At 61.1% G+C, this 25,609-nt stretch carries 22 protein-coding genes and 1 pseudogene; 10 read left to right on the top strand and 13 right to left on the bottom strand.

Translation table 11 applies throughout. The features are described from left to right. Positions 1-54: 54 nt before the first annotated feature. The gene (locus tag ACQKRQ_RS32195) at positions 55-969 is read left to right on the top strand and encodes a LysR family transcriptional regulator (RefSeq protein WP_427481472.1); all 915 of its coding nucleotides are present in this window, start codon (positions 55-57) and stop codon (positions 967-969) included. On the opposite strand, the gene ACQKRQ_RS32190 is transcribed toward ACQKRQ_RS32195, so the two are convergent. Beyond that, a complete protein-coding gene (locus ACQKRQ_RS32190) occupies positions 966-1,502 on the bottom strand; it encodes a chromate transporter (RefSeq protein ID WP_132381574.1) in 537 nt (178 codons plus the stop codon). The two genes, ACQKRQ_RS32195 and ACQKRQ_RS32190, sit on opposite strands and share 4 nt — an antisense overlap. Positions 1,503-1,536: 34 nt before the next feature. Then, a complete protein-coding gene (locus tag ACQKRQ_RS32185) occupies positions 1,537-2,163 on the bottom strand; it encodes a chromate transporter (RefSeq protein ID WP_132381572.1) in 627 nt (208 codons plus the stop codon). 428 nt (positions 2,164-2,591) lie between these two features. Between ACQKRQ_RS32185 and ACQKRQ_RS32180 the strand changes: the two genes are divergently transcribed. Then, positions 2,592-4,226 carry a D-alanyl-D-alanine carboxypeptidase/D-alanyl-D-alanine-endopeptidase gene (locus tag ACQKRQ_RS32180; protein WP_427481471.1) on the top strand — a complete coding sequence of 545 codons (1,635 nt, stop codon included), beginning with the start codon at positions 2,592-2,594 and terminating at the stop codon, positions 4,224-4,226. Between the two features lie 28 nt (positions 4,227-4,254). Here the strand turns inward: ACQKRQ_RS32180 and ACQKRQ_RS32175 are convergent, their stop codons facing one another. Next, complete coding sequence (locus ACQKRQ_RS32175) at positions 4,255-5,880, bottom strand: D-alanyl-D-alanine carboxypeptidase/D-alanyl-D-alanine-endopeptidase (protein WP_427481470.1); 1,626 nt, start codon at positions 5,878-5,880, stop codon at positions 4,255-4,257. Between the two features lie 117 nt (positions 5,881-5,997). After that, complete coding sequence (locus ACQKRQ_RS32170) at positions 5,998-6,900, bottom strand: LysR family transcriptional regulator (protein WP_427481469.1); 903 nt, start codon at positions 6,898-6,900, stop codon at positions 5,998-6,000. Between the two features lie 303 nt (positions 6,901-7,203). On the opposite strand from ACQKRQ_RS32170, the gene ACQKRQ_RS32165 reads away from it, so the two are divergent. From ACQKRQ_RS32165 to ACQKRQ_RS32155, 3 genes are all read left to right on the top strand, one after another. Further along, positions 7,204-8,208, top strand: a complete 1,005-nt coding sequence (locus ACQKRQ_RS32165; protein ID WP_427481468.1) for an aldo/keto reductase — start codon at positions 7,204-7,206, stop codon at positions 8,206-8,208. 185 nt (positions 8,209-8,393) lie between these two features. Next, positions 8,394-8,702: a hypothetical protein gene (locus ACQKRQ_RS32160; protein ID WP_427481467.1), complete on the top strand. Its 309-nt coding sequence runs from the start codon at positions 8,394-8,396 to the stop codon at positions 8,700-8,702. Between the two features lie 13 nt (positions 8,703-8,715). After that, positions 8,716-9,576 carry a transposase gene (locus ACQKRQ_RS32155; RefSeq protein ID WP_427481466.1) on the top strand — a complete coding sequence of 287 codons (861 nt, stop codon included), beginning with the start codon at positions 8,716-8,718 and terminating at the stop codon, positions 9,574-9,576. 42 nt (positions 9,577-9,618) lie between these two features. Here ACQKRQ_RS32155 and ACQKRQ_RS32150 read toward each other — a convergent pair whose 3' ends face one another. The 6 genes from ACQKRQ_RS32150 to ACQKRQ_RS32125 form a co-directional block, all read right to left on the bottom strand. After that, the gene (locus ACQKRQ_RS32150) at positions 9,619-9,828 is read right to left on the bottom strand and encodes a hypothetical protein (protein ID WP_132381561.1); all 210 of its coding nucleotides are present in this window, start codon (positions 9,826-9,828) and stop codon (positions 9,619-9,621) included. 31 nt (positions 9,829-9,859) lie between these two features. Beyond that, positions 9,860-10,108, bottom strand: a complete 249-nt coding sequence (locus ACQKRQ_RS32145) for a hypothetical protein (protein ID WP_132381559.1) — start codon at positions 10,106-10,108, stop codon at positions 9,860-9,862. Positions 10,109-10,237: 129 nt separating this feature from the next. After that, positions 10,238-10,870, bottom strand: a complete 633-nt coding sequence (locus tag ACQKRQ_RS32140; protein WP_132381558.1) for a response regulator — start codon at positions 10,868-10,870, stop codon at positions 10,238-10,240. Then, positions 10,848-12,497, bottom strand: coding sequence for a response regulator (locus ACQKRQ_RS32135; protein WP_408292194.1), 1,650 nt, complete (start codon positions 12,495-12,497; stop codon positions 10,848-10,850). The genes ACQKRQ_RS32140 and ACQKRQ_RS32135 overlap by 23 nt, the downstream gene beginning before the upstream one ends. Next, positions 12,494-14,656, bottom strand: coding sequence for an ATP-binding protein (locus ACQKRQ_RS32130; RefSeq protein WP_427481465.1), 2,163 nt, complete (start codon positions 14,654-14,656; stop codon positions 12,494-12,496). The genes ACQKRQ_RS32135 and ACQKRQ_RS32130 overlap by 4 nt, the downstream gene beginning before the upstream one ends. A gap of 198 nt (positions 14,657-14,854) precedes the next feature. Further along, positions 14,855-15,196: a hypothetical protein gene (locus ACQKRQ_RS32125; protein WP_132381553.1), complete on the bottom strand. Its 342-nt coding sequence runs from the start codon at positions 15,194-15,196 to the stop codon at positions 14,855-14,857. A gap of 304 nt (positions 15,197-15,500) precedes the next feature. Here ACQKRQ_RS32125 and ACQKRQ_RS32120 point away from each other — a divergent pair, with 304 nt between their 5' ends. From ACQKRQ_RS32120 to ACQKRQ_RS32100, 5 genes are all read left to right on the top strand, one after another. Beyond that, positions 15,501-16,382, top strand: a complete 882-nt coding sequence (locus ACQKRQ_RS32120) for a hypothetical protein (protein ID WP_427481464.1) — start codon at positions 15,501-15,503, stop codon at positions 16,380-16,382. 239 nt (positions 16,383-16,621) lie between these two features. Continuing rightward, positions 16,622-17,113, top strand: a complete 492-nt coding sequence (locus ACQKRQ_RS32115) for a hypothetical protein (RefSeq protein ID WP_427481463.1) — start codon at positions 16,622-16,624, stop codon at positions 17,111-17,113. Positions 17,114-17,574: 461 nt separating this feature from the next. After that, a complete protein-coding gene (locus ACQKRQ_RS32110; RefSeq protein ID WP_427481462.1) occupies positions 17,575-18,894 on the top strand; it encodes an MFS transporter in 1,320 nt (439 codons plus the stop codon). 49 nt (positions 18,895-18,943) lie between these two features. Then, complete coding sequence (locus tag ACQKRQ_RS32105) at positions 18,944-19,912, top strand: dihydrodipicolinate synthase family protein (RefSeq protein WP_427481461.1); 969 nt, start codon at positions 18,944-18,946, stop codon at positions 19,910-19,912. Between the two features lie 130 nt (positions 19,913-20,042). Then, positions 20,043-21,119 (top strand): LacI family DNA-binding transcriptional regulator, encoded by a 1,077-nt coding sequence (locus ACQKRQ_RS32100; RefSeq protein WP_427481460.1) that lies wholly within the window; start codon positions 20,043-20,045, stop codon positions 21,117-21,119. A 26-nt stretch (positions 21,120-21,145) separates the two neighbouring features. Here the strand turns inward: ACQKRQ_RS32100 and ACQKRQ_RS32095 are convergent. The 3 genes and pseudogenes from ACQKRQ_RS32095 to ACQKRQ_RS32085 all read right to left on the bottom strand — a co-directional run. After that, positions 21,146-21,609, bottom strand: a pseudogene (locus tag ACQKRQ_RS32095) (SDR family oxidoreductase); the annotation flags it as partial. A 120-nt stretch (positions 21,610-21,729) separates the two neighbouring features. Beyond that, positions 21,730-24,303 (bottom strand): ATP-binding response regulator, encoded by a 2,574-nt coding sequence (locus ACQKRQ_RS32090; protein ID WP_427481459.1) that lies wholly within the window; start codon positions 24,301-24,303, stop codon positions 21,730-21,732. Positions 24,304-24,331: 28 nt separating this feature from the next. Next, the gene (locus ACQKRQ_RS32085) at positions 24,332-25,474 is read right to left on the bottom strand and encodes a 3-oxoacyl-[acyl-carrier-protein] synthase III C-terminal domain-containing protein (protein WP_243658503.1); all 1,143 of its coding nucleotides are present in this window, start codon (positions 25,472-25,474) and stop codon (positions 24,332-24,334) included. Positions 25,475-25,609: the final 135 nt, after the last annotated feature.

The following is a 25,609-nucleotide window of genomic DNA, read 5'->3' as shown; positions in this document are numbered from 1 at the left end:
CAGCTACCCTATAACTTTTGGTTAATATCCCCGGATACGCGTTCTGGAGGATGCATGCGGTTCAAGCTCAGGCAGATGGAAGTGTTTCGTGCGGTCATGCTGACCGGCTCGATCAACGCAGCGGCGAAGATGCTCTACGTGTCCCAACCGGCTGTCAGCAAGCTCATCTCCCACACTGAGACCACCTTGGGGCTGCGCCTCTTTGAACGCACGAAAGGCCGGCTGATACCGACAGCGGAAGCGCAGGCGCTATTCAGGGAGGTGGAGCAGGTCTATCAGGCGGCGCTGAGCGTCGATGAATTCGCGCGGGCGCTGGCGCTTGGGCCGGCGAGCCTGTTGCGGGTGTCGTGCAGTCCGTCGTTGGCGACGTCGATCGTCGCGCCTGCCATCGTCGAGTTGAAACGGCAGTTGCCGGCGCTCAGCGTGGACTGGCACACCACCCTGATGGCCGACATGCCGCTCGAAGTCTTGAGCAAGGCCGTCGACGTGGCGGTCACATCGATGCCGATCGAGCACGAACACCTCGACGTGGTGCCGTTCATGCGCGGCAGGATGGTCTGCGTCGTGCCGCCGCTTCATCGTCTCGCCGCGCCCGAGCCGATTGCGCTGGCCGAGCTGACTGGCGAACCCATGATTCTCTTCAGGCGCGACATTCCGTTCGGCACGATGATCGCGCGCGCATGCCAGCAAGCCAATGTCGAACTGCAATCCGTGGTGGACGTCACGCGCGCGGACCAGGCGCTGGCACTGGTGAAAGGAGGACTCGGGCTCGCTATCGTCGACGAGTTCGCCGCCGAAGGTCAGGGCTTTATCGTCCGTCCGCTGATCGAGGAACTCGAACTCGTCTCCACCTTTGTCTATTCGAAGTTCTCTCCGCCTTCCCGCAACACGGCGCTGCTGATGCATGCGGTCTACAAGCAGGCGCAACGCATCGACCGGCAGATTGCGGGTGCGTCGCTGCCGGACTAGAGCAAACCCGCGAGATGCAGCACGACGAACGACCCGGCGCCGCCCGCTATCAACACCAAAGCGTTGATTCGGGTCGTCATCACCAGCACGGTCGCGATTGCCGCGGTAAGCCATGCTATCCAGCCGCCATCGAGTTGTTTCATCAACACGTAGACGGCGGCAAGAATAAGACCGGCGGCGACGGGCCGCAGACCCGCCTGCAACGCGTTCAGCCAGCGGGCGCCTTCATGTCTGTTCCACACGTGCACGACACCGCACATCAGGAACGCAGTTGGCCCGAACAAAGCCAGCGTCGCCACGAGGGCTCCGCCAAAGCCGCCCACCTGCCAGCCGATCAATGTCGCCAGCAGCGACCCCGGACCCGGCGCGAGCCGCGCAATCGCGAAGTCGCTCAGGAATTGGGCGTGCGTCATCCAATGATGCACGTCGACGACTTGCCGTTGGACCTCGGCAATGATCCCTTGCCCGCCGCCGACCGTCACGATCGAAAGCGGCGCAAAAACCGAAAACAGTGCGATGAGATTTCTGGACACGTGATGTGGCTTTCTGAAAGTTGCCCGACTGTCGTTATTGCTGCCGCGGCGAACGGACGTATTCGTAGCCGACGCTCAGGACGCCGGCTATCAACACTGTCCACACGAGCGACGCCCTGAATAACGCCACCGCCACGAAGGTCGCGATCAGCATGAGGTACGAAAAGAGCCGCCGCGGCAGCCTGCGCGCGGCGGTGATCGCCATCGCCGCGGATAGGCCGATTGCACCTGCCGCCGCACCCGCCAGCGCGGTATGCGTGAGTGGCAGATAGGCGATGGCCGAGAAGAATGCGCCGAGCAGCACGATCAGGACGGCCGGCGGGAAGATGATTCCGCAAAATCCGGCCAGCGCGCCGCGCCAGCCAAGCAAACGATAACCGATCCAGATGGCCAGATTCTTGATGTTGACGCCCGGCAGCGCCTGCGACAACGCCAGTCCGTTGAGGAACTCGTCCTCGCTCAGCCAGCGCCGGTCGTGCACGAACTCGCGCAGAAACCAGCCACTCAATCCCCCGCCAAAACTCGTGAGACCGATGCGGGAAAAAATAAGGAACAGCCCTAGCGCGGTCACCTCGCCCGGCGCACCTCCGCCGCCTTGCCCGATATCTTCACGCGTCGATGCCGGGTCGAGAACTTCTTGCCCGTTGGTGCCTTTGACCAATGCTCCCTCCTTACGAACTGTGTGGCAAAGCCGGTGAATCCCAGCGCTTCGTTAGCGTCGTTGCGGCCACAACGACGCCGTTACCCCGGTTTGCCCCGAGTGCTAAATGATAGCTGCAATAAGCCGGCCTATTTCACTCATCATGCAACAACGCCAAAGCTTCGCCGCCTGCGCGTCAATGCATACAGTCTCCTTGACACCCGTTCAGGACGGTATTTAATTCCACTATCTGCCGGCCGGGTCACAAAGTAGAAGTACATTACCTGCTGTTGCCGGAGATCGAATTTCGCACCGTGCGTGATTTTCACTTCATGCGGCGTAGTCGTTCGCCTGAGCGCCGAACTTTCTGATGCCGCAATCTCGCCGTGACGGGATGCATCCGCTGCGAATCGAGCCGCTTACCGTGCAGTCAACGCTGGAGACATGCCATGAGCCCGACCATCGATCGACAGTGGAAACGTTGGGCCGCAATCGCGAGTGCCATTCTGCTGGTGTCGTGCGGCGATTCGATCAATTCGAATCCGACCGTCCCCGATTCGATCATGCAGGTGATGCAAAAGCCGATCTACAAGAGCGCGACCTGGTCGATGCGAGTGGTCGACCTCGACTCGGGCGATGTGATCTACGATATGAACTCGAGCGCCCAAATGCTGATCGGTTCGGTGCGTAAGCTCTTTTCGGTCGGCTCCGCGTTGAATCAACTGGGTGCGCAGCATCAATTCGTCACGCCGGTCTACCGGCAGGGTACGGTCAATGCTAGCGGCACCCTCACCGGCAATCTGATTCTGCTGGCAAGCGGCGATCTGACAATGGGCGGCCGAGCCAACCCGGACGGCACGATCGCCATCACGAACTTCGATCACAACGAGGCCGACTCGTTGGGCAACGCGATACTCGCCACGCCCGATCCGCTCGCCGGCTTCAATTCCCTCGCCGCGCAGGTCGCGGCTGCGGGCATCAAAACAATCAACGGCGATGTCGTGATCGACGACCGGCTTTTCGAGCCTTTCAACTTCCGCGGTGAGTTCAATGTGCGGCCGATCTTCGTCAACGACGACGTCGTCGACGTCACCCTGAACCAGAGCGCCGAAGGCTCGGCCGTTCCATTCGACTGGCGGCCCAAAACGGCCGCGTTCAGTGTGCAATCCACGCTCGCGACGGGCAGCGCGACCTCGGATCTGGATATCAAACTCGCACCGGAACCGCCGTTGTGCATCGGCTCATCGGGTTGTGTCGGCAACGTAACCGGTAACGTGCCGGCCGGGTTCGTGCCGCCACTGACGAACGCCTACCCGCTGATTCGCACGTTCCGCGTGACCGAGCCATCCAATTATGCCCGGACGGTCTTTATCGAAGCCCTGGCGCGCGCGGGTGTCACGGTCACGGCGACGCCCGTCGCCGCCAATCCGGTTCAGTTGCTGCCCGCGCAAGGCTCGTATTCGAGCGCGACGCAAGTTGCGCAACTCACTTCGCAACCGTATGAGCAATACGCTAAATACGTCATGAAGGTGAGCTATAACATCGGCGCCGATACGAGCCTCATGCTGTTCGGTCTTGCGAACAACAACGCCAAGACGCTGACCGACGCGTTGGCGGCGGAACAGAGCGTGCTGACCACCACGTTCAAGATCCCGTCGAGCCAGTATCACTTCATCGACGGCAGCGGCGGCGGCGACTCGACTGCGAGCGGCACTGCCGTCATTGCCATGCTGAGAGGCATGAGCACGACGCCGGTCTTTTCGCCCTACTTCGACGCGTTGCCGGTGCTGGGCGTAGACGGATCGCTGGCCACCATCACCGCCTTCGAATCCGATGCGACGCTTGCGGGAGCGAAAGGCCAGGTGCACGCGAAGACCGGCACTTACGTCACGGAGAACCCAAACGCGCCGACGTTACCGTTCCTGAGAGGACAATCCCTCGCCGGCTATATCGACGCGAAAAGCGGCCACCGGATCGCGTTCGTGCTGACGGTGAACAACGTTCCTATTTCAGGCATCATCGACGTGCTATCGGTCTTCCAGGACGAAGGCACGATTTCGGCGATGCTCTGGAAACTGCAGTAACGCGGCGGCGCAGCCTGCCTGCGTTTCGTCAATACCGCGCGTAGACGATGCCGAGTATTTCTGCTTCGTCGTCGAATACATCGAGCGTATCGGTGAGCGCGGCCACCCGACCGGCGTTGTTGACGAACAGCGCGTAGGCGAGCCGCCGTCCGCTCTTTGCGTCGATATAGCCGGCCATGTTCATGGCGATCATCTGGCCGCCCGTGACCGTCGCGCCACTCTTCACGGCGATATGCTCCTTGCCCGGCACGTTTTTACCGATTGCGGCAAGCGAGCCATCGACACCGAGAATCGAGAGTGCGTTCCGATACACCGTGTAGTTCGGCCGGCGGCTCATTACGCTGAGCAGCGTCGCGGTGGTGCGTGCCGTCGCGCGGCTGTCGGGCGTGCCGCTGCCATTGGTCGGAAAATTGAAGCCCGCTCCATCGAGGCCCAGATCGCCGGTCAAGGATTGACGCTCGGTGGCCAGCGCGTCGCCGACGGTCCGCGCGCCTTTCGTCAAACCCTGGTACATCAGGCTCAGATTAGCGCCCGTATTCAGGCTGACCTTGAGGATCAGCTTCGCGAACTCCGAATACGGCAACGACGTAAAACTCGCGACCTGCGTCGCGCTCGTATACGTTTGCGGCGCGGGCAATTTGTCTGAAGCATTTGGCTGGACAGCGGGCGCCGACACCGTCACGCCGGCGCGTGCCAATGCGTCGATGAAGGCGGTCCGCGCAAAGGACGGCGGATCCTCGACACGCAGGTTGCTGACGTACAGGTCGTTGCCGATCAAAGCCGCCTGATAGCCGGCAGGGATCGACGCCGGCGTGTTGAGGCTGGCTTCGCCGGAGATGGTTCCTTTGCAGCCGGGCGTGGCAAGACAACTGAGCGGCCCTTCGTCGAGCGCGTCGCCGGATGTCACGATGTCCGGTGCGCTGTTGGCCGCAGTCGTAATCGACGTTCCCTGCACGGTCATCGCGTTCGTGCGCGGCCGCCAGTCGAGCTCGCCAGGTTGCCCCGCGTTCGCACCCGGTGCGAGCGTCACATCGATCACGTTCTCGTTGATGAGAATCGGCGAAATGAGCACGTTGCCATTCGGCACGCGGAACGCGTCAAAGAGCCTGTCGTCGATGATCACGTCGCCGCTGATCGACGTAATGCCCGCCGCCCTGACCTGTGCGGCTAACTGGTTCACGGCCGTCAATGGATCTTCGGGTGTCAGGATTGCACCATTGAAGGCACGCGCCTCGTTATGATCGAAGTCGGTGAAATCAATCGTGCCGTCGGCCTTCATCCGGCCGCCGAAAGTCAGATCGCCGGATGCCTTGACGATGAGATCACCAGTCAGTTTGCCGGATGCGTCGATGGTGCCATTACGATAGACCGGCGTTTCAAAACGATAATCCGGACCGATGGCGTTGAGTGCCGTCCCCACCGAGAAGAGCTTGCGCACCGAGCCGGTCAATGACAGCACGTCAGGCTGCAGCGAGTACAGCACTTCGCCGGTGCCCGCGTCCATGACGATCATCGACCATTGCGACTTCGCACTCGTATAGCGCGGCTTGTCCATGATCTGCGCAATAGGATCTTGCGAGAGTTCACTGCCGCAACCGGCGACGAACGAACTTGAGGCGATCAACGCCAGAACAGCCAGGAATTGCATGCGCATGGGAATTCCCGCCGATCGCCATGGGAAAGTTTCAGCATAGTATGCCGGCGGCAGGAATACAAAATGCTCTGCTGCAACGCGCGGATTTGTCTCGTACGAGAGGGGGATTCGCTGACGCTAGTTCGTCTTCGGACGATAACGCAGCGAATCGATAATCAGCGCCATCGCTCGCGAAGACTCGGATCGGCTGGCGTAGTACGCATGCAGGCCCGGAAATGTCGGACACCAGTCGTCGAGCACGCGAATGAGACGCCCCGCCGTAACGTGAGGTTGCGCCAGGTCGGACGGTATGTACGCAAGGCCGTAACCGGCCAATGCGGCGTCGAGCATGTGATAAGTACCGTTGAACGAGAACTGGCCCTCCACACGAACCTCGATTTCTCGACTGCCCTTTTTCAGCTCCCACGCGTAAAACGCTCCGAGTGTCGGCAAGCGCAGGTTGATGCAGTTGTGCGCCATCAGATCCTGTGGCTTTTTCGGCAACGGCTGCTTTTCCAAATAGGCCGGCGTGCCGACGATCGACATCTTCATATCCGCGGCAACGCGCACCGCAATCATGTCCTTCGCGACCTGATCTCCGTTACGAATGCCGATGTCGTAGCGGTCCGCCACGATGTCAGTTAAGCCGTAGTCCGTGATGATCTCGACCTTGATCTCCGGATATTTACGGAGCACCTTCGACAACCTGGGCCAGAGCACCGTGTTGGTCGCGTAATCGGTCGCGGTGATGCGAATCGTGCCGGCGGGTTTGTCGCGAAGTTCGGTGACGGCCGTCAGTTCGGTTTCGATCTCCTCGAAGCGCGGCGCAACCGTCCGCAGGATGCGCTCACCTGCCTCGGTCGGCGATACGCTGCGCGTGGTTCGCGTCAACAGCCGCAGGCCGAGCCTGGTTTCGAGCGCGCGGATCGTGTGGCTCAAAGCCGATTGCGATACACCGAGTTGGGCGGCCGCGCGAGTAAAGCTGCGTTCGCGCGCGACGGCGATGAAAGCGAGCAGATCGTTGAAATTTTCGCGTGGCATTGATGAACCGGCCTCATGGGTGATTGCCGAATTTAACCACTAGTCACACAGGTGCGCACTGGTTAAATTCGTTGGGTCAATGCCAGTTTGTATTTCGCTTCGGTTGAGACACGCCACCTCAACTAAAGCTAGCCGCGCTTGCACAGGCATACAGGAATATTCATGAATGCACTTCATAACCTCTTGCGGTTTCATGGACTTAATCTCTAGACGGCGAATGCCTATCATCTGAATTTAGCCGCCGTTTATAGCGTGGTCCGGAAGAGTCGCAGACAGCAGGCGTAGCCTGCATGGAGAAAGCTAATGGATTATCGGTATCTGGGCCGTAGCGCCCTCAAGGTTTCACCCTTGTGTCTGGGCGCGATGATGTTCGGTGGTGAAACGGATGAAGCGACGTCGAAGCGCATCATCGATAAAGCGTTCGATCAGGGCGTCAACTTCATTGACACAGCGGATGTCTACAACGCTGGCCGTTCCGAGGAAATCGTCGGCCGTGCGATTGCCGAGCGCCGCGACAGCTGGGTGATCGCCACGAAGTTCGGCTATCCGACGACGCAGGGTCCGAACGAACAGGGCCAGTCGCGCAAGTGGATCATTCAGTCGGTGGAAGCCAGTCTCAAGCGCCTCGGCACGGACTATATCGACATCCTCTACTTTCACCGCGCACTGCTCGATGCACCGCTCGAAGAAGGTGTCCGCGCGATTGGCGATCTGATCCGCCAAGGAAAGGTTCGCTACTTCGGCTTGTCCAACTTCCGCGGCTGGCGCATTGCCGAGATCGTGCGTCTTGCCGACCAGCTCGGCATCGAGCGCCCAGTCGCCAGCGAGCCGCTTTACAACATGGTGGACCGCACTGCCGAAGTCGAGCAGTTGCCCGCAGCGGCGCACTATGGCATCGGCGTCGTGCCTTATAGCCCGCTCGCCCGCGGCGTGCTGACCGGCAAATACACGGTGAATGGCGCGCCGCCCGCTGATTCGCGCGTAGGGCGCGGTGACAAGCGCATCCAGCAGACCGAATGGCGGCCTGAGTCGCTGGCGATCGCGCAGAAGGTTGCGGCGCACGCCGCGGCACGCGGTACCAATTCGATCGCCTTCGCATTGGCCTGGGTGCTCAAGAACAAAATCGTCAGCTCGACTATCGCTGGTCCTCGCACCGAGGCTCATTGGGACAGCTACGTTCAGGCGCTGAATGTGCAACTGGGGGCCGACGACGAAAAGTTTGTGGACAACTTGGTGCCTCCCGGTCACGCATCGACGCCGGGCTATACGGATCCCGGATATCCGATCGAAGGCCGGCGAGCTTTCTGACGCCTCAAGACGCAAGCTCTTCCACACGGCGAATGCCGGTCGCTGACATAAATACACGCCTCTAAGGATTCCCTGACCCAAAGTTCAGCATCGGCCACTCTTATTTTCTTGATCTCCTGACAGCACCGCGAAAACTGGCCGCATACGATGAACGCACGCCGATCGTCCTTCATCCGAGTGCTGCCATGGTTCCCTATCTGTCCGAAAGAGAAAACTCGATCGAGCACGTCAACGCAATGTGCTTGCATCTCTTCGACCGGTGGTGCGAAACCAGAAGCGTCGTGCCGCTGACGTATCTGTTAAGAGGCTGGCCGATGATGAACGGCGACCCCGAGACCCTTCGGCGTCTCGGAACTGCGTTACGGGAGCTCAGACGGCAACATCTGCACGACTCCAACGATGCCGCCTTTCAGGAAGTCTGCGAGCTATCGGATTGTGTCGAGGATCTGCTGATCCTGTCGTCCCTGCCAACGTGGCTGACGAGCGGCTGGTAGCGCGAACGGCGACGTGGAGGACAGCGTGCATTTCAACGAGATCAGTGACGAAGAGTGGCTGCTGCTCGCGCCCATTCTGGCGGATCCCCCGATTGTTCACCGGCAGCGCGGCCGGCCGCGCGCGGCGGTTCGTGTCGTGGCGAATGCCGTGCTGTGGGTACTGACAACCGGCGATTCCTGGTCGATGTTGCCGGGCCACTATCCTTCAGCGCCGACGTGCCGGCACCGCTTCGAGGCGTGGCGTTCGAGCGGCGCTCTCGCGGAGATGTACCGGATTCTTTCAAGCACCGGACGCAAGTTTCGGTGCGGTCCGCAACTGACACTGGAACGCCGCGACGCCCTGACGCGCGGCATCGACCGTCAGACTCGAGACGCAGGTTTTCGCCGGGTGTTCTGGCGAGATCAGGCGTCGTGGCAGACATCGCGCGAGACATGGCAGTCAGGCGAAACGGCGGACACATTCAAGGATATCGCGCGGCAACTCCCCAATCCCGACAATTCCGCGCATGCCGTACCCGAGCGCGTCGAATCCCGCGCGCCGGTGACACCCTTACATTCGATTCATCGAACTGCCTCACCGTGGATGGGCCTCGCGTCGAAAGGCCAAACCGAATCCGACCCGCGCGGCTACGTCATCTACATTGCCGCCGACCGGCTGGCAAACACCCGCTTCCGAGGATGGGCCGAGATCGTGCGTGATGAAAGGCGAATCGCGCGTTCCGGGCTGATCGGTCCGAGCTTCAAGAACTGCGAGACGGCACAGCAATACGCGCTCGAATGGGCGCGGCGCTGGATCGACGAGGAAAGCAGTGACGACAGCGACGCCGCCGAACTGGACTGCGGCGTCCCGCAACAAAAAGTCCGCTCCCGGTGAGCAACGCGTCGACGCGGCGGATGCCCCGGCGCGTCTGACGAGTCAATGCACCACGCCGAAGATCGCGTTGACGCCCTCCGCCGGCGTCAGACCCACATCGAAATAGCCTTCCAGCCTCAAAGCGGTCGCGTCGTCGAGTATGAAAGGCGGCCTGATGAAGCCAGTCGCAAACGCATGGTCGTACCATTCGCTCAACCACGCGCGCAATTTCGTTTCGTGCCCCGACAGTGTCCTCAGGTTGTCTGCATTCATCGATGATCTCCTTTGTCCGGCCTCGTTCAGGTCACCCGACGAGCGGCTCGAAGCTCATTCTGCACAGGTTCTTTGCCGGCGGGAAGACGTGCCAGGTACCGTCGTCGTGCCGGAAGAAGAACAGCAGGATCGGACCATCGGGACGCCTGATTTCGACGCAAACCCGGCAAGTCAGACCGTCCTGCGAACCATGCAGCGTGAGCACACGGACCGGCAGCGTGCCTGCCGTTGCCAATAATTTCTCGCGCAGTCCGCGTAGTGAGCCTTTCGTCGCATCCACATCTGCCCCCGCACCTCAGGTTCCCATTTGACAATCGTGGGACAACGGCGGGGATTCTTCAGTCAGCAGCGCCGGATTGTTGATTCGGGAAACGCTGCTTCGAGCCTCAGGATTTCCCTAACGGCTCCGTCACTCGGTTACCAGACCGTGTCTGATCGCATATCGGATCAACTCGGCGTTGTTGTTCAGGCCGAGTTTTTGCATGAGACGCATCTTATGGGTGCTGATGGTCTTGGCGCTGAGCGAACACGACTCGGCAATCTCGTTGATGCTTTGACCGGCGGCCAGCATCCGCAATACCTGAAATTCACGGTCGGACAACACCTCGTGCGGTGGCGCGTCGCCGGAATGCGTTTCGAAGACCATCGCGTCGACCAGTTTCGGGTCGATGAACCGCCCGCCTGCCGCCAGTTTACGGATCGCCGCGAGCAGCACGTCGGGATCGCTGTCTTTCGTCACATAACCCGTCGCGCCGGCGCGCAACGCGCGCGACACGACCTGCGCCTCGTTGTGGATGCTGAGCACGAGAATCGGCAAAGGCGGCTGCTCGGCACGTACGCGCCGGATCAGATCGACTCCGCTGATGCCGGGCATCGTCATGTCCAGCAGCACGAGATCGAACCGCCTCGCGCGCAGCCGATCGAGCACTTCCGAACCCTGCGCGGCCTCGGCGGCGACGACGATATCCGTGGTCGTCGCGATAATCTGTTTCAGGCCGCCACGCACCACGGCGTGGTCATCAGCAATCAGGACGTCGATCATTTTCTGCCCCGCCTGTAAGCGGAATGTGAATGGAGATGGCGGTGCCCATGCTCTGCGCACTGTCGATAGTCATCGCGCCGCCGATCAGGCGGGCGCGCTCCTGCATGCCGAGCAGTCCGTAGGAGTAACCCGTGCGCGCCATGTTGGGATCAAAACCGCAGCCGTCGTCACTCACGTGGAGTTCGAGCGCCGCCGCCGTGCTGGTCAGCGTCACGTCGGCCCGCGTCGCGTGCGCGTGGCGCCCGACATTGGTTAGCGAAGCCTGAACGATACGAAATACGGCTGTGGCACAAGCCTCCGGCAGCACCGGTTCGCCGCCGTTGATATGCAACTGGCAAGGAATGCCGTGGCGTCGCATGAAGTCCTCCACGAGCCACTCCAGCGCCGACACGACCCCGAAGTTCAGCGCCACCGGCCGCAAATGGTTCGCCACATTGCGGACCATCCAGATCGTCTTTTCGACGAGTTCCCGCATGTCCTCGGCTTTGCGCATGGCGTCCGGATCTTTGCCGAGGCGCATTTTCAGCAGCGAGACGTCCATCTTCAGGGCGGTCAGCAATTGGCCGAGTTCATCGTGAATCTCCATGGCGATGCGCTTGCGCTCTTCCTCGCGAATCGCCTCCATATAAGCGGACAACTCGCGCAATTGATTGCGCGATTCGAACAGCTCCTGTTCGATACGCTTGCGCGACGTAATATCGCTCAGACCCACGTAGATCGCCGGCGCGTCGCCGAACGTCGCCACGCGCGCGGTCGCCATGGCCCAGAACGCCGAGCCGTTCATGCGCCGCATCTGGACTTCGCTATTGTTGAAACTGCCCTCCGTGCGCAGATGCGACACGAGCCGGTCACGGTCGCCGGGATCCACATAGAAATCGACGATGTTGGTCAGCGTGCCGATGCCCGTATCGATACCGAACAGTTCTCGCAGCGGTTCATTCGCGTACAGGATCACGCCTTCGGGCATCGACGTGATGCACAGCGGAATCGGGCTGGTTTCGACAATCGTGCGAAAACGCGCTTCGCTCGCCTGCAATTTCGCTTCCGCCCGGCGGCGCTCGTCGACCTGAGCGGAAAGCCTCGCATTCGACTCCGCGAGTTGCCGCGTGCGCTGCTCGACCTGCTGCTCCAGTGCATCGCGCGCGCGCGACAATTCGGCCTCGGCCTGGTGGCGCACCGCCACCTCGTTCAGGAGCTGGCGGTTCTGCACGACAAGCTGCCGGTGCATCACGCGCAAGGCGAGATGGGTCTCGATGCGCGCCATCATTTCATTGACGCGGACCGGCTTCGCCACGTAATCGACGCCGCCAGCCGAGAAACCCTCGACCATGTCTTCCGCGCCCGTCAACGACGTCATGAAAATCACCGCGATGTCGCGTGTGCGCGCGTCCGCCTTGAGTCGCCGGCAGGTCTCGAAGCCGTCGATGCCAGGCATCTTCACATCGAGCAGGATCAGGTCGGGCTGGGAAAACAGCGCGCGTTCGAGCGCCTCTTCGCCGTCGAGCGCAACGAGTACCCGAAAGCCGCGGTCCGTCAAACTCTCCACGACCACGCCGAAATTCGCCGGCGTGTCGTCCGCAATGAGGATCGTCGGCCGTTCGCCGGCCTCCACGTTGGGCTCGTTCATGACTTGGGCTCGACATTCAGATGCCGCTCGACGAGATGGAGTATGGCTTTCGACTGATAGTCGCGAGCGAGCGCGCAGAGTTGCGCCGTGAACGAGCGATAACGCGAATCGCGGGCCGCCACGCTCTCGGCCCACGCGATGATTTCATGCATATCGCCAAGGCGGGCAAGATGATGCAGTTCTTCCATCTGTTGCCGAGGCACGGCCGCGAGACTGATTTCGGGTGTAGCAGTGCGATTGGACGGCGGCGATGCATGGGTCCATTTCAGCCCAAGCAGTGTAGCGATCTGGGCCAGCAGCGCTTCGAGGTCGACCGGTTTGGACAGGAATGCGTTCACCCCCGCTTCAATGCTCCTCGCCTTGTTGACTCCGGATGGGCTGGCGGACATGGCAACGATCGGAACATCGGCGAACGCCTGCAATTGGCGCAGGTTGCGTGTCAGTTCGAAGCCGTCCATTTCGGGCATTACGATGTCCGTGAGAATCAGCGCCGGTCGCTCGCGCTGCGCCTTCTCGAGCCCGTCGCGACCGTTTTCCGCCTCGACGGTATCGAAGCCGAGACGGCCTAGCAGATCCACAACGATCGCGCGATTGACCTCGACGTCATCGACGACCAGCACCTTCCTGCGCGGCCCCTCATAACCCGTCGCCGTGAACGGGAGCGGCGCAGGGCCCGTCGCCTTGCGCAACACCGGCGTCACGGTCGCTGCCGGCAGTTCGAAGCGGAAAGTACTCCCTCGTCCGATTTCGCTTTCCACCTCGATCTCGCCGCCCATCGCGCGCACGAACTCGCGGCTGATGGCCAGGCCGAGGCCGGCGCCGCCTGCTCGCCGCTCGGCCGCGCCCAGTTGCTCGAACGGCTCGAAGATCGTATTCAACTGATCGTGACCAATGCCGATGCCCGTGTCGCGCACTTCGAAACGGACGCGGTTCGACTCGGACCTCGAGATATGCAAGCTGACGCAACCCGAATCGGTAAACTTCACGGCGTTGGCAAGCAGGTTGAGCATGACCTGCCGTAACCGTCGCTCATCGGCACGCACGCCGACGGGCGCATCCCCGGCGATTTCGCAGATGAAGTCGAGGCGCTTCTGCTCCGCTTTCACATCGATGATGTCCCGAATGACATCGACAAACCCTGCCAGCGGCACGTCACCGATTTCGACGCGCAGCTTGCCCGCTTCGATCCTCGCGAAATCGAGCGTGTCTTCGATCAACGTCAGCAGATGTTCGCCACTATTGCGGATGGCCGCCACGCGTTCGCGCTGCCGCTCGCTCAGCGTGGCATCGCGCTCGAGGATCTGGGCGTAGCCGAGAATGCCATTTAACGGCGTCCGCAGTTCATGACTCATATTCGCCAGGAATTCGCCTTTGGCCCGGTTGGCCGCTTCCGCCAGATTGCGTGCTTCGCGTTCAGCCGCCGTGTCTTGCTCGTCGCGATACGCGCAGTACAGCCGCGCGCCCATTGCATTGAATGCGGCCGCCACGCGGTCCAGTTCATCCGGATCGCGCCGTTTGCGTCGCTGGAGACTGAACGGCTGGGGCGGTTCACGGAAATCGTAATCCTCCACCGTGCGCGCGATGGCCGCGACGTGCCGCATCACAAGACGGGACAAGATGTAGACGATGAACAGCGAAACGAGAAAAGTGTTGGCGGCCTGAGTGACGAGAATCATCGCAGCGGTTCGCATCAGCTCATGGTAAAGGTCGAGCAGCGTCGCCTCGACGTACAGCTTGCCGATCTCGCGGTCCTTGCCCTGCACGTTATAGAGGAGCGGAAACTCGCGGGCAATCACGGGACCGGCTGAGCGCTGACCCGCGCTCAGGTAGGCCGATTGACCGTCTTTCCCCGCCTCGCGGATTTCCACGGCGCGAATGTCCGCGAGACGCAGAATGCCGTTCAACTCCAGTTGCAGTTGGGCGCCGTCGAGGCGCCAGAGCGCTTCCGCGAGACTGTCGCGACTGCTGCGATCAATGTCCACAAGGCGATTTTCAATCTGCTCTACGCCGCGGTAGTAGTCGCGGTAAAGCTGTAACCCGGTCAACAACACAGTGACTACGCAGCTGACGAGCAGCACCGTCACGAGAAGCCGCGACACAAGGCTACTCCTGAAGCCGCCGATCAAACTCCACCATGCATCGAACAGGTTGTGCTTCATACATCCCCGCGAGTGCTACGGTTCTTGTTTCGTCTATTCTGCACTCGTTGCCGCTGCGCGGCCCAGACCAATCGGCCGCCGCGTCGGCAGGGTGGCGATTTAATGTTTGCCTGCCCCGGCCAGCCAGTCACTCTCATTTCCTGGTCTGCGCCGGCGCTCATTCCGGGTGAAACGCGCCCTGATTAATCTGACGAGAATCTACATGACGTACATGATCGGTTCGACAGACGGCGAATCGGTGATCGCCCGTGGCAGGCAGATCCGCGGATACAACAGAATCTCATCGATGCATGACGTCAGCTCGCCGAGGATCGGCCGGACGCGGCCGCCGAGGGCGTCGGGGTTCGACATCCTCAGTTCGCGCATTCCGTCCGATAGTCGCTTCACGGACGCGTATCCCCAATCCGGTAACGGCCAGCAGTGCAACAGATAGCTGAGCGGTATGACGCTTCTGCTTTCGCACCAGATGTCGAACAGGCGCTCGCATGTGGTGTTGAGGAACTCAACCGCGACTTCGCGGCTTTCTGAATGACCGTTCATAACGGGTCCGCTGATATAGACGATTTCGATAAAACATCCTAGGGAGGCCTAGTGAGTCACACAGTCAGGAAGCCCGGAAAAATGCACTTCCGATCTGCTGAATCTGCCGTCAGGAAATCCTTAACGCCTGCGCATCGGTATTTCGGCCGGTGCGAAGACAGCATAGCTGACTTCCTGACAAAGGGATTACGCGGTTTGTCAGCACGGTCCGGACGTGGCACGATGAAAAACCGATCAGGCGACAATCTGCGCGGACGAGCGCCCGGTCGAGCGCGCCACTCCTGTTTCGAGAAACTATCCATTCATGCATCGCAGGCGCTTTGTACTGGCAGCGCTGAGCGCGGCGAGCGTCACGCTTCGCGCGCGTGCCGCACCTGCCGACCCTCCCGTTCACTTCGACATCGTCTATCCCCGCATTCGGCCTGCCCGCGACGTGCACGCCGCGTTTGCGCTCGCGGTTCTCGATCTGGCCATGAAAACGGCCAACGCCTCGTACACATTGCGCTCAGCCGACATCGAAATGGAGCGGGGTCGCGCGCTGGCGGAACTGGCCGGCACTAACAATATGATCAATCTGCATTGGACGAGCATGGAGGCACGAGCGGAACGTGGCAGGAATGTAGTGCGGATTCCGATACATCGTGGACTGATCGGGCACCGGGTGTTCGTCATCCGAAAGGATCGGCAAGCCGATTTCGACAAGGTCGAACGCTTCTCCGATCTGAAGGCGTTCATTGGCGGGCAAGGAATTGGGTGGATCGATACGGAGGTCCTGAGAGCAGCCGGCCTGAACATCCAGACCTCGACCTATGACACGCTGTTCGAGATGACCCAAGGCGGCCGGATCGACTATTTTCCACGCGGCTTAGTTGAAGCATTTACTGAGATCGATGGACGCCAGCAGCAGGAGCCGGATCTCGTCGTCGAGAACAGGCTCCTGCTGAAGTATCGATCGGATTTCATTTTCTATGTCGCCTCGGGCCACGAAGCACTGGCGGAGACGATCGAAGACGGGTTCATCGCTGCGTATCGCAATGGCAGCTACATGAGATTGTTCAACTCCCATCACTACGTTCAGGACGCGCTGTCACGCGCCAGGATCGCGTCCCGGCTGACCTTCACGCTCGACAATCCCTTCCTCTCCGAACCGGACCGCAGGATTCCAGACGAGTACTGGATAAGCTGACGCAGTCCGCGGCGCGCCACGCGGTTGAAAGGGAAATGCCTGGGCCAAAATCAGGAAATCCTGACATCAAGCCGTCTGCGGCGTCGCCGTATACATGGAAAGGCGGCGCCAGTCCCGCGACGCAACTCCATTTCAAACGCAAGCGGCCCTAAGGAAAGGAAGTGAGCAAATTCGTCCACATCGTCAGGCTCAAGATCATTCATCGCAACCCACGAACGCCTGCACATGGACACTAACCGGTGAAGCCGCAAACGTTCGTCCTACAGGCGCGGCTTTGCGATCGCGCCACGGCGCTCACGACGCGCATGGCCGAAGCGCATGACAAAGCGAAGGAATTGGCCCGCCGCGCGGAGGGTTGTCTCGCGGTGCTGGATCACCTGCGGCAGGGCACGTCCGCCGCCGCAAACGTCTCTTTAGCGGACGATGCCGGACCTTTTATAGAGGCGCTGTATCGGGCGGAGAGTGACTGGCAGAGTCAATTGCAGATGTTGCAGGCGCTGCTCACTGAACTCATGGATCAGAGTAACCGTGGCGAGATCGAGTCGCTCGCGGCGCACGCGTTTCGCTCGCAGACCACTCCTGAAGCGATTGCCGCTGCCGGGCGCGCTGTCGAAGTACACGAGGCCCACTTTCAGGAAGTCGACGCGCAGTTGGAAGTGGCGCGCTCATGGTTCGAACACTTCGACATGCAGATCAACGCGATTGTCGCCCGCTTGCGAAAATCGTCTTGACGATTCGATCGGGTTCTCGGCTGCTACGAAGCGTCGTCGACCGGAATGCGCACGGCGATCGATGTGCCGCTGCCCGTCGCGCTGACCACCGAGATCTCGCCGCCCAGCTTCCGCGACATATTCGGCCTGGCTCCAGGCGAAGTGGCGGCCAGCCGCGTTTGCGCCTTCGACAAGATGGCATTCGTCCGCAAGTGGCTGGGGGTTTACCCTCCAAAACAGCGTTAGCGCTTGCAATCTCCTCGAAATGAAGCTCAAAATGTAAGCGCTATCATTTAGATTACTGAAGTGAAATTGCCAAGAGAATCCGATGAACAGCTCAAAAGCATCTCAGAATGTAAGCGCTAACATATACCACTGAACGACGCCTTCGCCGACGGCGGAAGCGCAATTTCCGGCCGTCCGGCATCGCATCGGCGCGGCTTGCTCACAGCAACCGAAGACATGAAACGGAGACAACGATCATGAGTGCAACACCGGGCCTCGAGCAGGCGCCACCGAGAATCCGCCGCGCCCAGATCGTGGCGCTCACGCTGCTGATGGTGAGCGGCATCGTCAACTATCTGGACCGCGGCACGCTCGCGGTCGCCAATCCGTTGATCCGCCATGATCTCGGGCTGTCGCTCGGACAGATGGGGCTGCTGCTCTCGGCGTTCTCGTGGAGCTACGCGCTCTTCCAGTTGCCGGTAGGCGGCCTCGTCGACCGGATCGGGCCGCGCAAGTTGTTGGGCATCGGCCTGATCGTCTGGTCGCTCGCGCAGGCGGCGGGCGGATTCGTCTCGACCTTCGGCTGGTTCATCCTCGCGCGGATCGTGCTGGGCATCGGCGAAGCGCCGCAGTTTCCGTCGGCGGCCCGTGTGGTCAGCAACTGGTTTCCGCTGCGCGCGCGCGGCAAGCCGACCGGCATTTTCAACTCGGCGTCGCCACTCGGCACGGCGCTCGCGCCACTCTGCCTGTCGGTTCTCGTCGTGCAGTTTCACTGGCGCTGGGCATTCATCGTGACGGGCGTGGTCGGCCTCGTCGTGGCGCTGGTGTGGCTCGCGGTGTACCGCGACCCCGTCAAGGCCACCATGACCGAAGCCGAGCGGCACTATCTCGAAGGCGACGAAACCGACCGCAAGCCGGCACCCACGGTCACCTTCGCCGAATGGCGCTCGCTGTTTTCGCACGGCACGACGTGGGGCATGCTGATCGGCTTCTTCGGCTCGGTCTATTTGAACTGGGTGTACCTCACGTGGCTGCCCGGCTATCTGACGATGGAACGTCACATGAGCCTGATGCATACGGGCGTCGCGGCATCGATTCCGTTCTTCTGCGGCTTCCTGGGCTCGCTGACGGCCGGCTGGTTTTCCGATCTCATCACGAGCCGCAGCACGAGCCCGGTCGCGAGCCGCCGCAATGCGGTGGTGATCGCGATGCTCGGCATGGTCGCCTTCACGATTCCGGCGGCGCTCGTCGAGAGCAACACGATCGCGATCGTGTGCATCTCGGTGGTGATCTTTCTGGCGAATGCCGCTTCCGCCAGTTCATGGGCGCTCGCTACCGCCGCCGCGCCGCCGAACCGCGTCGGCTCGCTCGGCGCTATTCAGAACTTCGGCGGTTTTCTGGGCGGCGCCCTCGCCCCGATCCTGACGGGCTACATCGCGCAGAGCTGGTCGTTCGTCCCGGCGCTGCTGACGGCCGCCGGCATCGCGTTCATTGGCGCGATGAGCTACCTCCTGCTGGTGCGCAAGCCGATCGAAGACCCGTCCGCGCCAACCGAACCCGTGCGAGCGCCTGCGTGAACGCGCGCGCCGCCCCGACTCAACGAACCCTCTCCGGGAGATCACGAGCATGACCACTTCCAAACAAGCCGCCACGTCGATCGAAGGCATCGTCCCCGTAATGCTGACGCCGTTCGACGAGGCCGGCGCAATCGACTACGCCGGACTCGAACGCCTGATCGAGTGGTATATCGCGCATGGATCGAACGCGCTCTTTGCCGTCGCGCAGTCGAGTGAAATGCAGTTCCTGACGCTCGCCGAGCGTGGCGCGCTGGGACGCTTCGTCGTCGACAAGGTGGCGGGCCGCATTCCGGTCGTCGTCTCCGGCCATATCAGCGACGACCCCGAGGCGCAGGCAGAAGAACTCAACGTGGCCGCGGCCACGGGCGCGCAAGGCGTCGTGCTGGTGACGAACCGGCTCGACCCGAAGCAGCAGGGCACGGAGACGTTCGCGGCGAATCTCAAACGACTCCTCGCGCGCCTGCCGTCCGACATTCCGCTCGGTTTGTACGAATGCCCCGCGCCCTACCGCCGCCTTCTCTCCGACGACGAATTGAAGCTGTGTATCGACACCGGCCGCTTCATCATGCTGAAGGACGTAAGCTGCGATCTCGCCACGGTCAAACGGCGCGTCGCGCTCGCCGACGGTTCGCCGCTGAAAATCCTCAACGCCAACGCGGCCATTGCGTGGGACGCGATGAAGGCGGGTTCCGCCGGCTTCAACGGCGTGTTCACGAACTTCCACCCGGATCTGTACAAGTGGCTGCGCAACGATGCGGCGCAAGACCCGGCTCTCGCAGAGGAACTCGCCACGTTCCTCGTGCTCGCCGCCGTCTCCGAATCGCTCGGCTATCCGGCGCTCGCGAAGATTTACCATCAACGGATCGGCACATTCAGTTCGATTCGCTGCCGCGTGATCGACTACGACGTGCGTGAACGTTTCTGGGCGCTCGACGCGGTGCTCGACAAGATCGTCGCCGGCACTGAGCATTTTCGTGGCCGTATCGCGGCACTCGGCGCAAGCCGCTCCGTTCGCTAGCGTTTGCCGGGAGGATTTCCGGATCACAGCAACGTCCGCTGAAACTGTCACGCGCGCTCAAGCTTCCCGCGCGCGCGGGCGGCGGTAAGATGGCGGGCGTTCCCCGATTCACTGTGCGCTTTCCAACCTGATGCCTGACTCCCTCGACCCGCCGGCCGCCGCCCGCACCCCGACGAACCGCGCTCGCCGCAGCACGGGCCGCAGCGTGCTTTCCGATGTCGCCAAGCTCGCGGGTGTCTCCACGGCGACCGTATCACGGGTCTACAACGAGCCGGACAAGGTCTCCGCGAACGTGCGTGAGCGCGTCGAGCATGCCGCGCTCACACTCAACTGGTTTCCGAATGCGGCGGGCCGCGCCCTCGCCTCCACGCGCAGCCACATTGCCGGCATCATCATTCCGACACTGGATGATCGCGTGTTCGCTTCACAGGTGAGCGGGATGCAGGCGGCGTTCGCGGCGCGCGGCATCACACTGGTGCTCGGCTGTTCGAACTACGATCCCGCGCAGGCGCTCACGCAGGTGCGCGCGATGCTGGCGCGCGGCGTGGAAGCGATGGCAGTGGTGGGCGAAGCTCATCCGCCCGAACTGTTCGATGCGTTGCGGCTCTACCGCGTGCCGTATGCCGTCACGTACGCGTATCGCAAAGACAGTCCGCACACCTGCATCGGCTTCGACAATCACGCGGCCTATGCGGAGATCACCGAACATCTGATCGGCCTCGGGCACCGCTCGTTCGCGGTCTGCATCCAGCCGACGCGCGATAACGACCGCGTGCAGGCACGCGTCGCGGGCATTCGCGCGACGCTCGAACGGCGCGGCCTCGCCGTGCGGCCGGAACATATGTTCGAAGGCGAATCGACCATGGGATTCGGGCGGCGCAGCCTGCGCACGATCTGGCAGGCGCCGGGCGAGCGTCCCACCGCGATCATCTGCGGCAACGACCATATCGCGCTGGGCGTGCTGCGCGAGGCGGAAGAACTGGGCATCGCGATTCCCGGCGAATTGTCCGTCACCGGCTTCGACGATCTGGAGATGGCGCAGGAGATTCGCCCCGCGCTGACCACGATGCGCATCGACACCTACGAAATCGGGCGACTCGCCGCGCAATATCTGCTCGACACACTCGACGGCAAGCGTCCGCAGCACGGACAAGAGGTGCATGCCCTCTTCCAACTCAGGCACTCGACGGGACCGGCTGCGAGATAGTTCCGCGGCGGCGCTTTATCGACGGATTACAGCGTGGCGGTCACACCGCCATCCACGTAGAGAATGTTGCCATTGACGAAGTTCGAAGCGCTGCTCGCCAGGAAGACCGCGGCACCGACGAGATCTTCCACATCGCCCCAACGCCGCGACGGCGTGCGTCCGATCAGCCACTTGCTGAAGGTCTCGTCCTTGACGAGCGCCTCGGTCAATTCGGTCATGAAGTAGCCCGGCCCGAGGCCATTGACCTGGATGCCGTGCTGGCCCCAGTCGATCGCCATGCCCTTCGTCAGCATCTTCACGGCACCCTTGCTCGCGGTGTAAGCGGCAATGTTGGGACGGCCCACCTCGCTTTGCACCGAACAGATGTTGATGATCCTCCCGCGTTGCCGCTCGATCATATGCCGCGCCACCGCTTGTCCACTAGGAACACGCTGTCGACGTCGGTCTTCATCAGTTCCTGCCATTGTTCATGGGAGAACTGTTCGAACGGCACCGGCGGCCGTGCTCGACCATTGCATGACATCTTGCAGGTTGCAAGCGCTGTCTTGCGACGCGGAAAATGTTCGCGGTAATGCCGCTTCAATGCGCAACACGAGCACTTCGACGCCCATCAATCGCTCAGCGCGTCCCCATGATCGCCACGCGCTTTGGCCAAAGCGAAATAGGTCTGTAAGGCAGGCGCCGAGTCGTCGCTCAACGAGCAGATTCGCGCCAGCCAGTCGGCCTCGGCGGGCCATTCGCCTTCCACCACGCGCGGATAGATCTGCCGCACGAACTGATGCAGCGCCTTCGCGCCGATATTGCCGCTGATGCCAAGAAGGACGTGTAAGGCTCCGTGCGTCGATTCGAGGTCGCGGGCCGCCACGCTGGCGGCGAGTTGCGCCACGGTCGAGCGAATCTGCTCGATGCCGTTGAGGAACGTCTGGTCCAGCAAATCGAGCGCCACCAGTTCTTCGAGGTGTTTCTCGTCGAGCAGGGGGCCTTCCTTGATCGGCGCAGGCCTGCCCGCTTGCACGGCGGGCCTTTGTACCGGCTCAGCTTTGATCGGCGCATGCGACGCACGTTGCTGGGCAAACTGTCTTGCAAGGGAAGCATAGAGAGCGCCGATCTGCACGGGCTTGATCATGACCTCGTTCATGCCCGCAGCGAGACAGGCCTGCACGGCTTTCATATCGGATTGCCCGGTCAATGCAATGACGGGGACCTGGGCATATGAATCAGCACGGGCGCGAATCGACGCAGTCGTTTCCACGCCGCCCATTCCTGGCATGTTCATGTCCATCACGATGGCATCGATGGGGCCCTTCTCCTCCAACCTCGCCAGCACGTCCGGTCCATGCTCGGCCTCGACGACGCGTGCGCCGCATCGCTCCAGATAACCTTTGGCAATCCGCCTGCTGTAGGTGTCGTCGTCCGCCACCAGAATCGTTTTGCCGGCAAACCCGTCGAACGGATGGCTGTGAACATGCCGATTGCCGCTTTCGAAGAGCGTCTGAAGCGCGGTGATCAGTTCCACCGCGCTGGCGGATTTGCTGATCATGTCGTCCATGCCGGCGCGGCGGGCGAGCACACGCGTCACATTGGCCGGCTCCGCCGTATAGGCGGCGATCAGCACGTTCCAGTTCGGGTCTTGATGGTCGGCGCGGATCTTCTCGGCGGTGGTGTAGCCGTCCATGACCGGCATATTGATGTCCATCAGCACGAGGTCGTACGGCGCTGACAGCCGAAGCGCGCTCAACGCCACCTCGCCGTTTTCCGCTTCGCTCACGTCCGCACCCACCTTCGACAACGCACGGCGGCTTCGCGCCCGCTGAGTAGCATCGTCGTCCACGACGAGAACGCGTTTGCCGGTGAAAAACGGCGTGGCGCGCTCGAAAATCTTCTGCTCATGCTCTCCAACTTCTCTGCTGGAGACGACGGGGAATTGCAGCGTGAACTGAGTAAATTTCCCGACTTCCGAGCGGCAGGCAATCGTGCCGCCGAAGGCGCGCATCGCGCGCTGGCAATAGGCAAGGCCGAGCCCCGTACCCGCCGAATTGCCCGCGGTACGGAAAGGCTCGAACAGATGCGGCAGGAGGTCGGGCGCAATGCCGGGGCCGGTGTCATGAACCAGCACCGTTTGGCGGTCGACTGTAAGCGTAAGCGTCGCCAAAGGATGCGTGGCAATGTGATGGAGTGCGTTCTTGATCAGATTGAATAGCGTGAACAGATAGACGGTTTCGTCGACCTTGAAGATGAAATCTTCCAGCACCGCAAGTCGAACTTTGGCGCGCTCCTTCTGATCGCCGAAGCCGTATTCGTCCAGCGCTTTACGCGTGGTGGCCGCCGCGCTCAGATAGGTGAAGTGATCCGAGCGGATGGGTTTCGCACTGACTTCGTCCAGCGTCATGGCAATAATGCGCAGGCCCCTATCAATCGACAATTGGCCGTGGGCGAGATGCCGATAAAGCAACGCCGCCCTGTCATGCGACAAAGCCGGCGGCGGGTTGGCATCCGTCACCGCGGGCAGCGCCTCTTCCATGCGATCCAGTACGTGCCTCAGTTGGCTGAGAGGATTGCGCATTTCATGAGCGATCGAGCCGGCGAGCGCGCGAAACGCGACATTTTTTGCCTGCGCGACGATGCCCTTCAGGTTGCTGTAACTGAACGTAAGGCCCGCGAAAATGCCGAATGTAAAAACTGGCAGATACGTGTAGAGAAATAGCTGCCCATCCACGTGGAGGGATTGCGGAATCACGATCCTGGCACACAGGACGGCAAGGCCGATACCCAGAATCAGATTGAGTGCCAACGCAACGAAAGACGGAAATATGGCGATCAGGAAAAACACCATGCCCAGCTCGGCCATTGACCAGAGCATCGAATAGTGACCGGCAATCAGGTAATAAGTGAAAAAGAACGGTAGCGTATAGGCTACCGTTACGAAGTAATACCACGGCAGGAAGCGCACGGCCGAAGTGGGCCAGAAACGGCGCAAAAGCAGCAGCGCACAGGCGGCTGTGCCGAAAGCGCGCATTTGCAGGCTTTCGTTGGGTTGAGGATCGATGTACGTCCACCACAGCCAGTACAGCGGATGTCCGATCGTACCGATTACGCCAACAGCCAACACGCTATAGTCCGACACCTTGGCCGAGTCGTAAACCACTCGGTTGAGGTAACGGATGCTCCCTGAAATGGCTCTCATGTCGTGCTTTATGTTTATCTATCCAGCCTCAGAATTTGAAGCTGCTGACGTTGAATGACATGCCGGCACTGCCGACCCAGCACAGCACCCGGTCGCCTCTCTTCAACTGCCCGTCGTCCTTTGCCAGTGAAATCGCAGCCGGGATCGAAGCCGACACGAGGTTTCCGGTTTCCGGATAGATGTGATACATCTTGTCGTCGATTCCGACCTTGGCGCCATAACCCTGCCACGCCGCCTTGGAGGATGCGTGGGTGAAGACGATGTCGATGTCTTTCTTCGGAACAGGCAGTTTAGTCAATACCGCGGACAGTTCGTCCGAATTCTTGTGAAGCTCATGGCCGAATGATGTGAAACGCATGTCGCCGTTTTTCCCGATCCGCTCGGTCGGGTGGCAATACCCTTCGTAGCCGGGAATCGGGATGGTGCACAGGTCCGACACTTCCGGCTTCGCGCGGAAAGCGAAGCTGAAGTTATCCGGCTCTTTTGCGACGAGCAAGGTAGCGGTCGCCGCCTCGCCTATCGTGAACGACGGCAAAGTGTATTCAATCTGAGCCTGGTTCTTCAACGCAAAATTCCCCGGATAGAGTGGACCGCCTGCAAGCATATTGAACTCGGCATTCACAATCATAGCGTTTCTGTACTGGCCCGACTTGAAAAGGCTGTCGATAATCGCCATGGCTCGGGTCCAGCTCATGCAGGCGTCGACCACATCGAAACATTCCGCATTGACGAAGCCAAGCGTGCTGGCCATCATGTGGCTGTTGCCGGGTTCGAGGAACCCTCTTCCAATGCCGACATAAATAAACAGCTCGATATGTTCGGGCTTCAGATATGTTTCCGATAGCGCCTTGCGCGTCGCCATCGCGACATGATCGATAGGCGACTCATGGCTTTCACACCAGCGCCGGTTAACCAGTCCGCTTCTATCGAGCAACGTCTTGATGGTGCGCATCCCCCTGTCGATGTCGCCCTCGTACTCTTTGGAATGGAATCGAATCATATCGATCACTTCCTCGTTCGTAACGATCCTGGAGGGCAAGCTGACTGCTACGTTTTTAATAAGCATAAAGAATCCATGAAAAAAATTAACGCGGTGGGTAGAAGTACGTTTTGCGCCTATGGCGGCGAGTATCTGGGACGCCAGATACCCGGCCTCGCGGCGCTGGTACATTAACGCGTCCACCGCAATTCATGAAAAAAGTCCCGCTTTGGCGTGTTGCCAATGGGGTTGGGGGTGTTGGGGTGTCGGGAAGGGCCGGCGCGCCGGTGGTGGCGTTGGAGGGTAGTTCCGGCGGGAATCAGGGTG

The organism is Paraburkholderia sp. NPDC080076 (genome assembly GCF_050281145.1).
Classification (GTDB): domain Bacteria; phylum Pseudomonadota; class Gammaproteobacteria; order Burkholderiales; family Burkholderiaceae; genus Paraburkholderia.
Note: the sequence above shows the minus strand (reverse complement) of the source record. Positions and strands in the feature narration are given on the sequence as shown.